We start from the raw sequence: 9,487 nt of genomic DNA, 5'->3' as shown, positions 1-9,487 counted from the left end.
CCGCCCAGCGGCTGCCCTTGAGTAGCGGTTTCAGCTTCTCGGGCGCGGCATCGTAGCGGGAGCGGTCCAGCGCATAGCGCACGGGTACGATGGCGACTTCAGGTTTTCGGAAGGGGCACAGACTGGTAGCCGTGGCGGGTATCTTGGCGAACGTTGCAGCACGTCGTTGAGTATGGGTGCCGGATTTGTCGGTCATGCATGGAATCTCTGCGAAGAAACGGGCGATATCGCCCGCTGTATGCAGAAGTGCATTCCAAGATATGTGCCGACTGTCTATTTATCCATAAAAAACAAATAGATAGGGATTTAAAGCAAAGACATCGAGCAAAAAAACGTGAAATAGTGCGCAAATGTCTGCGCACATGCACCGACTCATTCCTGTGTGCTGCAGCGCTTTAAATACGAGCCTTGGTCAGTTTTATGCGGGTATCGGGTGCGCAAAAATCTGCGCATCCCGCTTCACGCCAGCTGCGCAGGATCACACTGTCTTCGGCCAGTGCATTCAGGCGGGCCCTGCCACCTTGACTGCTGACGAACGACTGACCCGCAATGCCACCAGACTGCCGACGATGGTCAGCGCGGCCAGTGAATACAGCGCCAGGGTAGTCGAGCCGGTCTGATCCTTGATCCAGCCCACCAGGTAAGGGCTGAGAAAGCCTGCCATCTGCCCAATCGAGTTGATCAGCGCAAGCCCGCCTGCGGCAACGCTGGCGCTCAGCAGGGCGGTCGGCAATGGCCAGAACATCGGCAGGCTGGTCAGCGCACCCATGGTCGCGATAGTCAGCCCGATGATGGCTACGATGGGCAGCGTCGCGAAGTTGGCGGCAATGATCAGGCCGGTCGCGCCCATCAGCATCGGGACCACCAGATGCCAGCGCCGCTCATTACGCAGGTCGGCAGAGCGGCCGACCAGCAGCATGAACACGCCCGCCATCAGGTACGGCACGGCGCTGATCCAGCCGATCACCAGTGCATCGCTGAAACCGAGGTTCTTGATGATCGACGGCAGCCAGAAATTGATCGCGTAGACGCCGCTTTGAATGCAGAAGTAGATAAAGCCCAGAATCCATATGAACGGCATGCTCAGCACTGAAGCCACCGAGCTTTTGCCGTGCACCGGACGGCTCAGTTCATCGTTGGTGATATCGGTCTTGACCCGCTGACGCTGCTCGTGCGTCAGCCAGCGGGCATCCTCGACCTTGTCGCACAGCAGAACGAAGGCCAGCACACCCAGCGCCACGGTCGGCACGCCCTGAATCAGAAACATCCATTGCCAGCCGGCCATGCCGCCCTGGCCCGTAGCGAAATGATTGAGAATCCATCCGGAAAACGGACCGCCCAGCAGGCCGGAGACCGGAATGGCCGACATGAACAGTGCCATGATCCGCCCGCGACGCTGATTCGGATACCAGCGCGAGAGGTACAGCACGATGCCGGGGAAGAAGCCGGCCTCTGCCATACCGGTCAGAAAGCGCAGCACGTAGAACTCGACCGGCGTGGTGACGAACAGCAGGCAGGTCGAGAAGATTCCCCAGGTAATCATCATCAGACCGATCCAGCGACGCGGCCCGAAGCGGTTCAGCGCCAGATTGCTGGGCAGGCCACACAGCACGTAGCCAATGAAGAAGATACCGGCACCGAGGCCATAAACCGTCTCACTGAAATTCAGGGCATCGAGCATCTGCAGCTTGGCGAAGCCGACGTTCACGCGGTCGAGGTAATTGAACAGGTAGCAAATGAAGATAAACGGGATAAGGCGCAGGGTGATGCGACGGTAGACAAGATTGCCTTCAGCGTCGCCCACCTCGTGGGTCGAAACGGGTGTCATGGCGGGTGTTCCTCTGTGCTTGTTGTTTTTATATAGCCGGATAGCTATTGGATGCACGCTTGATCATAGGTGGCCGTTGACGAAAACGCTTTGGGGCTTTGCACGGCGGCAGGGGGCATGCGTTGTGTGATTGCACAACGCAGGTACGCGGGGGAGGTTATGGCTTGTCGCCAACGTCAGTACGCAACGAACATTACAGCGCCGGGGCCGACGCTTTACTCGACAGCCTCATACGGCAAGCCCACATAATTCTCGGCAATGGTCCTGCGCCCGGCTTCCGAGCCGACGTAGTAGTCCAGTTCGGTCTGCTGAATGCGCTGGCTGAAGGCGTCGGTATCGGGGAAGTTATGCAGCACCGACGTCATCCACCAGGAGAAACGCTCGGCTTTCCACACCCGGCGCAGGCAGATTTGTGAATACTTTTCCAGCAAGTCAGTGCGGCCTTCCTGATACACCTTGAGCAGGATGCGGTACAGCGTGCTGACATCGCTCGCGGCCAGGTTCAGCCCCTTGGCACCGGTTGGAGGGACGATGTGCGCGGCATCGCCGAGCAGGAACAGGCGGCCGTACTGCATGGGTTCAACCACAAAGCTGCGCAGCGGTGCGATGCTTTTCTCGATGGACGGCCCGGTGACCAGACGCTCTGCCAGATGCTCGGGCAGGCGGGATTTGAGTTCCTCCCAGAAGCGCTCGTCCGACCAGTCTTCGACCTTCTCGTCGGCACTGACCTGCACGTAATAGCGGGTGCGAATGGCCGAGCGCATGCTGCACAAGGCAAAGCCGCGCGGGTGATTGGCGTAGACCAGCTCTTCGTTGACCGGTGGCGTATCGGCCAGTACGCCGAGCCAGCCGAACGGATAGACGCGTTCGAATACCTTGAGGGCGTCAGCGGGAATCGATTGCCGTGACACCCCGTGAAAACCGTCACAGCCAGCAATGTAATCGCAGTCCAGGCGCACGGTCTCGCCGTCTTTCACAAACGTCAGGTACGGACTATCGCTCTTGAGGTCGTGCGCTTTGACGTCCGCGGCGTCATAGATCGTCATTGCACCGGTCGCGGCGCGCGCGGCCATCAGATCGCGAGTGACCTCGGTCTGGCCGTAGACCATCACCGTCCTGCCATCGGCAAGACTCTTCAGGTCGATGCGCTCGCAACGACCGGCGAACGCCAGCTCGAAACCGTCATGGATCAGGCCCTCTGCGTCCATGCGTTCACTGACGCCCGCTTCACGCAACAGGTCGGTCATGCCTTGTTCCAGAACGCCGGCGCGGATGCGCGAAAGGATGTAGTCGGGGTCCTTGCGCTCGACGATGACGTTGTCGATGCCGGCACGCTGCAGCAGTTGGCCCAGCAGCAGCCCGGAAGGGCCTGAACCGATAATGGCAACCTTGGTCTTCATGGCGATAGTCCTGTCTTTTGATCCCTGCCAGGTTTAGTCAGCGGGAAGTGTTTGTTTTTGTCTCCTGTATTTTTAATGGATGCCGTCGAGATAAGAAGGCAATATCCGCTGCATTATCTGGATTTTTCGAGGGTCCGGACGGGAGAAGACGATATGCCCAGACCTGCCACGGCAGCGGTACCGGTGTTCAAGCTCTACGGAGAAACCACGGCCTGGCCGACCCCGGATCTGATTCATTGCGAGTCGATCCCCGAGCGCAGCAGGATTCACGAATGGGAGATCAAGCCGCATAGGCATGGCGATCTGGTCCAGCTGCTTTACGTGCAGTCGGGCAAGGCCATGCTCAAGGTCGAGGACCGGGTCAGCGAGGTCGAGATGCCTTCGTTGCAGGTCGTTCCCGCACTGAGCGTGCACACCTTCAGGTTTTCCAGAGATATTCAGGGCCATATTCTCAGCCTGGCCAGACCCTTGGTGGAGCAACTCGAGGCTGCGCTCGACGTCTCAGCCCTCAGCACGGCACGGTGTTATGCGCTCGGGGCGGACAGCGATTATGTGGACACGCTGTTCGATGCCATTGCCAATGAATACCGGCAGCCCAGAGCGGGCCGCGATCTGATGCTGCACTCGCTGGTCAATGTGCTGGCGGTGTGGCTCAGTCGGCGCAGCAGTGAGCATGCCGGCGAAGAGACTCATGCGATGGATCGCGGCCGCGAGCATTTGCAGGTGTTCATGCATCAACTGGAGGCGAGTTTTCGCGAGCACTGGTCGATTGACCAGCATGCTCGGGCGATGGGTATCAGCGCCGCGCACTTGAATGCACTGTGTCGGCGGCTGTGCAACCAGTCGGCCTTGCAGATCATCAGTGAGCGCTTGTTGCTGGAGGCCAAGCGCAACCTGATCTACACCACCCTGACCATCAATCAGGTCTCAGACAGCCTGGGTTTTTCCGAGCCGGCGTATTTTTCGCGCTTCTTCAAACGCTCTACCGGGCAGTCGCCCAAGGCCTTTCGCCAGCAGAAATAGAAACGGGGTGCTCAAGAGCACCCCGTCGGCTTGCAGCATGCCGTTATGCGGTCAGGTCACGACCTGGTAGCACGGCACATACGCCGCGCCGCCTGGCAGCTTCATGCGGTGCTGATCGACGAAGGCCTGCAACAGCTTGTCCAGCGGGCCCATGATCGATGGGTCGCCGTGGATCTGATAAGGACCATGCTGCTCGATCAGACGAATGCCCTTGTCCTTGACGTTGCCGGCGACGATGCCGGAAAACGCCCGGCGCAGGTTGGCGGCCAGTTCGTGAGTCGGCACATCGTGGTTCAGTTGCAGTCTGGACATGTTCTCGTGGGTCGGATCGAAAGGGTGCTGGAAGCTTTCCTCGATCTTCAGCAGCCAGTTGAAGTGAAACGCGTCGTTACGCTCGCGGCGGAACTGCTTCACTTCCTTCAGGCCCTGCGTCATCTGCCGGGCAACGTCCGCCGGGTTGTCGATGATGATCTGGTAGTGACGCTGCGCCTCTTCACCCAGCGTGGCACCGACAAACGCGTGCAGTTGCTGCAGGTAGGGTTCGGTGTTTTTCGGGCCGGTCAGGATTACCGGGAATGGCACATCCTTATTGTCCGGATGCATCAGAATGCCCAGCAGATACAGGAACTCTTCGGCCGTGCCTGCGCCACCGGGGAAGATGATGATGCCGTGGCCGACGCGGACGAACGCTTCGAGGCGTTTTTCGATGTCCGGCAGGATGACCAGCTCATTGACGATCGGGTTGGGCGCTTCGGCGGCGATGATGCCCGGTTCGGTCAGGCCCAGGTAGCGACCGCCAACGATGCGCTGCTTGGCGTGCGCGATGGTCGCGCCTTTCATCGGGCCTTTCATCACGCCGGGGCCGCAGCCGGTGCAGATGTCCAGGCTGCGCAGGCCCAGTTCATGGCCGACTTTCTTGGTGTATTTGTATTCTTCGGTATTGATCGAATGGCCGCCCCAGCACACCACCATCTTCGGCTCGACACCGGCGCGCAGGGTACGAGCGTTGCGCAGCAGGTGGAACACGTAGTCGGTGATGCCCTGGGAATTGCTCAGGTCGATGCGCTGGCTGTCCAGCTCGCTTTCGGTATAAACGATGTCGCGCAAGGCGCTGAACAGCATTTCGCGGGTGCTGGCGATCATTTCGCCGTCGACGAATGCATCGGCCGGAGCGTTGAGCAGCTCCAGGCGAACGCCGCGGTCCTGTTGATGGATGCGGACTTCAAAACTCTCGTACGCTTCAAGAATGGTCTTGGCGTTATCGACGTGGGCGCCGGTATTGAGAATGGCCAGGGCGCACTGGCGAAACAGGGTATAGGTGCTGCCTGAACCGGCCGCGCTGAGCTGCTGCACTTCACGTTGGGACAGGGTTTCAAGGCTGCCTTTCGGGCTTACGGTGGCGTTAATCACTTGTCTTGGGATCATTCTATTTTCCATTAGAGCGATGCAGTCGAGCATCAGGATGGCGAATATCGAGAACATTCGCCCCTGTGGAGCCTTTTCTACAGCACTTGGCCGGGAAAGCAAACGTCGGACCGCAGACGTCCCCTGTTTGAGCCGTTGTGCGTCATCGCAGATTGAATCGGCAGGCGAATTCTTTTGAAAGCAGGCACTTGCTTCGCTGACCGTGCGGCTGAATTTTGACGCGGACAACGGGCAATAGTGAACCTGACCCCTTTAACGGAGTCTGTTAGCTGATGGACTTTCTGGACGGCCTGCATGAAAGGGATCATCAGGTGCTTTTTCAACGCGCCTGATAGGCAGACATTCCGTCCGGGCAGGAGTTGCAAAACCGTTGATCACTTGCCGCTCCCATCCTTAGCCGGCCCGTTAAACGAGGCTTTATTTTCATTTCAGATAAAGATAATTATCGCCATGTCTCGTCATTTTTCCGCACTTCTTTCCCGAGCCCCTGGCCTGTTCGCCGTTTCGCGTCGCTTGCTCGGCGCAGGCCTGGTTGGCGCTGCATTGACCGTTGTCATGCCTGGCAGCGCACAGGCCGCAGGCAGCGATCGCTGGGTCAGCGACAGCCTCACCACCTATGTACGCAGCGGACCAACCGATGATCACCGGATCGTGGGGACGCTGAAATCCGGGCAGAAGGTCGAGCTGCTCAGCGCTTCGGGCAAGTTCAGCCAGGTGCGTGGCGAAGGCGGTTCCACGGTGTGGATTCCGAGCAGCGACTTGCAGGAAGTCCCTGGGCAGGCCGAGCGTGTGCCACAGCTGACTCAGCAGGTCGCCGATCTGACCGAGCAACTGGCGGGCATCGACAATACCTGGAAGACCCGCGTGCAAGGCATGCAGGAAACGCTGGACGCGCGTAAGAAACTGGTCGATGAACTGGAGGCGCGCACCAAGACCCTCAACGATCAACTGGCCGACTCTCAGGCTGAATTGCGTGCCACTCAGGCGCGACTTGGCGATGAGAACAAGCAGGTGATGATGCGTTACATGGTCTACGGCGGCAGCATTGCCGGTGCCGGCTTGCTGGTCGGCCTGATCCTTCCGGCGTTGACCAAGGGCCGCAAGAAGAACGACGGCTGGGTGTAAACCGCCTGCACCACCTCACATGCCAGCGCCCCGCGCTGGCATGTTGTCCGCCGCGCTGTGCGTTGCCGATGTGTGACAGACCTCTCCGAAAATGCCTTTCCCCTGCCGCAATTACGACCCAGCCCACACTCTTTATGCCTGCCTGACACCGGGTTCGTGCGCGAAGTTGATGTTCGTTCTACAGTTTCTGCGTGGATGGTCGAAAAACTGAGTGTTGCCCTCAACCTCGCGCTCTGACGCATAGGGGGAGGGTGACGGCAAGTTGTATTGTGGCTCTTTGCCATCAGTTATTATGTGCGTCCTGAAAAATGGGCTGCCGAGTCGGGCCTGAATGATTTTCAGGCCGCGGGTCTCATATTTCACCCTCTCCTGTGCAGGAATCCGGATGCTGGCGTACAACCAAAAAAGCTTTCTTATCGTTGATGATTTCTCTGACTTTCGCAGTTCAGTGAGATCGATGCTGCGTGAGCTGGGCGTCAAGGAAGTGGACACCGCCGACACCGGCGAGCAGGCTCTGCGCATGTGCTCGCAAAAGCGTTATGACTTCGTGCTGCACGATTTCAACCTGGGTGATGGCCGCAAGAACGGCCAGCAGGTGCTGGAAGACCTGATGATCGAGCGCCTGCTGAGTTACGAAAGCGTATTCATCATGGTCACTGCCGAAAACAGTCAAGCGATGGTCATGAGTGCGCTTGAGTGGGAGCCGGATGGTTACCTGACCAAGCCGTTCAACCGCGCCGGGCTGGCCCAGCGGCTGGAAAAGCTGGTGCAGCGCAAGACCTTGCTCAAGCCGATTCTGCAGGCCCTCGACCGTCGCAAACCGGCCGAGGTGCTGGCCGCGTGTGACAAGCTGATCGAGCAGGACCCGCGTTATGCGCCGTTGTGCCTGCGCTACAAGGCCGATGCCTTGCGTGACCTGAAGCAGAACGAGCCCCTGGAAGCGTTCCTCAAGACCATTCTGGCTGATCGGGCCACGCCGTGGGCCTATGGTGCATTGGGCAGCCTGCTGCTCAAGCGCGGCAAGACCGCTGATGCACTGGCTGTCTACGAACAGGCAATCAAGGCATTTCCAACCATGCCTGTGCTGTTCGACGGCCTGGCTGATGTGCTGGTGGCACTTGGCGATGGCAAGCGCGCGCAGTCTGTGCTGGAAAGCGCAGTGCGCCTGTCGCCGCTGGCGGTGCGTCGACAGAAGCTGCTGGGCAAGCTGGCATTGGGCAACGATGACTTCGAAAGTGCCTCCAAGGCCTATCGCCAGGCCGTCTCCCAAGGTCAGCATTCGCGTTTCAAGGATCCGGAAACCAACCTCGGGTTGGCGCATGCCTTGATCAGCAAGGGTGGCGATCAGGGGCTCGATGCGCGTACCCGTGTCGAGATCAACAACGCCCTCGTCGATGTCGCCAAGGAGCATGGCGATGACGAGGGGCTGCAAGTACGTACCCGGCTAATGAAGGCGGCCAGCCTGCAGCATTCGGACCCGGAAGCCGCAGCAAAGCTCACCGAGCAGGCAATGGCCAGGCTGGATGGCATGGAGCAGGTGCTCAGTGCCGACGCCGCACTGATGGTGGCTGCGCAACTGAAGAAGCTCGGTCAGGAAGAGGCCGGTGCCGGCGTCTTGAAGAGTTGTGCCGGGGCCTACGGCGACGATCCAGCGGTGATGAAAAGCATTGCCAGCATGACCGATGATCCGGCGATTCTGGGGGCCAGCAAGGCGGCTGTCGATTTCAACCTGCAAGGCGTGCGCAGCTACAAGGCCGGCAACCTCACCGAAGCACAGGCGTTTTTCCGCAGTGCGCTTGGCTTGCAGCCAAAGAACATCAGTATTGCGCTGAACATGGTGCAGTCGCTGCTTCACCCTGGCCAGAACCTGGGCCAGGCCGGAATTGACGAGTGTCGTGCCAGCCTGACCACGCTTGGCAAGATTCCGGAAAGCGATCCACGCTATGAGCGCTACCATAAACTCAGGGAGAGGGCGTTTAGCGCATGAGTGAAGAGACAGAGCAGGGCCTCGACTTTTCCATGGTGATCGCCTCCACGGTGCACGACATGAAGAACTCGCTGGCGACCCTGACCCAGGCACATAGCCAGTGGCAGGCGAAGCTTTCGGTCCAGCAGCGCGACACCTCGGAGCATGGCGTCATCGACTATGAGTTTGCCAACCTCAACGGCATGCTCGTGCAGTTGCTCGGCCTCTACAAACTGGGTGTCAACCAGATGCCGTTGCGTCCTGACTACCACGAACTGGACGATTTCATCGAAGCGCAACTGGCCCATCACCAGGACGTGCTGGCCAGCCGCGGGATTGCCGCGCGTCATGCGATCGATGTGGCAAGCCCCTTGGGCTTTTTCGACCGCGAACTGATCGGCTCGGTGGTGGGCAATATCATCGTCAACGCCATCGGCTTTGCCCGCGAGCAGATTTCTGTGAGTGTCGGTGATGAAGGCGGGCAGTTGAAGATCACCATCAATGACGACGGTCCGGGCTACCCGGCGTATCTGATCGAGCGCCAGACCGACTATGTGCAGGGCATCAACCAGGGCAGCGGCAGTACCGGCCTGGGCTTGTACTTCGCTGCACACATTGCCCGGCTGCATGTACGCAACGGCATGCGCGGGCGCATTGAAATCGCCAACGGCGGCGTGCTGGGCGGGGCGATGTTCAGTATGACCCTGCCCTGAGGCAGCG

At 59.4% G+C, this 9,487-nt stretch carries 8 protein-coding genes; 4 read left to right on the top strand and 4 right to left on the bottom strand.

Going from position 1 to position 9,487, the window contains the following annotated elements; all coding sequences use genetic code 11:
• The 3 genes from GE543_RS24685 to pobA form a co-directional block, all read right to left on the bottom strand.
• Positions 1–196: hypothetical protein (locus GE543_RS24685; RefSeq protein ID WP_371927258.1), on the bottom strand; the 196-nt coding region annotated here is incomplete at its 3' end.
• A gap of 306 nt (positions 197–502) precedes the next feature.
• A complete protein-coding gene (locus GE543_RS24680) occupies positions 503–1,828 on the bottom strand; it encodes an MFS transporter (RefSeq protein WP_153222574.1) in 1,326 nt (441 codons plus the stop codon).
• 215 nt (positions 1,829–2,043) lie between these two features.
• Complete coding sequence (gene pobA, locus GE543_RS24675) at positions 2,044–3,228, bottom strand: 4-hydroxybenzoate 3-monooxygenase (RefSeq protein ID WP_003347291.1); 1,185 nt, start codon at positions 3,226–3,228, stop codon at positions 2,044–2,046.
• Positions 3,229–3,381: 153 nt separating this feature from the next.
• Between pobA and GE543_RS24670 the strand changes: the two genes are divergently transcribed.
• Positions 3,382–4,251: a helix-turn-helix domain-containing protein gene (locus GE543_RS24670; RefSeq protein WP_153222573.1), complete on the top strand. Its 870-nt coding sequence runs from the start codon at positions 3,382–3,384 to the stop codon at positions 4,249–4,251.
• 51 nt (positions 4,252–4,302) lie between these two features.
• Here the strand turns inward: GE543_RS24670 and ppnN are convergent, their stop codons facing one another.
• Positions 4,303–5,676 (bottom strand): nucleotide 5'-monophosphate nucleosidase PpnN, encoded by a 1,374-nt coding sequence (gene ppnN / locus GE543_RS24665; protein WP_003391287.1) that lies wholly within the window; start codon positions 5,674–5,676, stop codon positions 4,303–4,305.
• 450 nt (positions 5,677–6,126) lie between these two features.
• On the opposite strand from ppnN, the gene GE543_RS24660 reads away from it, so the two are divergent.
• From GE543_RS24660 to GE543_RS24650, 3 genes are all read left to right on the top strand, one after another.
• Positions 6,127–6,801, top strand: coding sequence for a TIGR04211 family SH3 domain-containing protein (locus GE543_RS24660; RefSeq protein ID WP_003316760.1), 675 nt, complete (start codon positions 6,127–6,129; stop codon positions 6,799–6,801).
• Positions 6,802–7,186: 385 nt separating this feature from the next.
• The gene (locus GE543_RS24655) at positions 7,187–8,788 is read left to right on the top strand and encodes a tetratricopeptide repeat-containing response regulator (protein ID WP_153222572.1); all 1,602 of its coding nucleotides are present in this window, start codon (positions 7,187–7,189) and stop codon (positions 8,786–8,788) included.
• Positions 8,785–9,480, top strand: a complete 696-nt coding sequence (locus GE543_RS24650; protein WP_003412487.1) for a sensor histidine kinase KdpD — start codon at positions 8,785–8,787, stop codon at positions 9,478–9,480. The genes GE543_RS24655 and GE543_RS24650 overlap by 4 nt, the downstream gene beginning before the upstream one ends.
• The last annotated feature ends 7 nt before the right edge of the window (positions 9,481–9,487 follow it).

This window comes from Pseudomonas sp. SZ57, from assembly GCF_009495975.1.
Taxonomy (GTDB): Bacteria; Pseudomonadota; Gammaproteobacteria; order Pseudomonadales; family Pseudomonadaceae; genus Aquipseudomonas; species Aquipseudomonas syringae.
The sequence above is the reverse complement of the archived record's forward strand: the minus strand, read 5'-3'. Positions and strand labels throughout refer to the sequence as shown.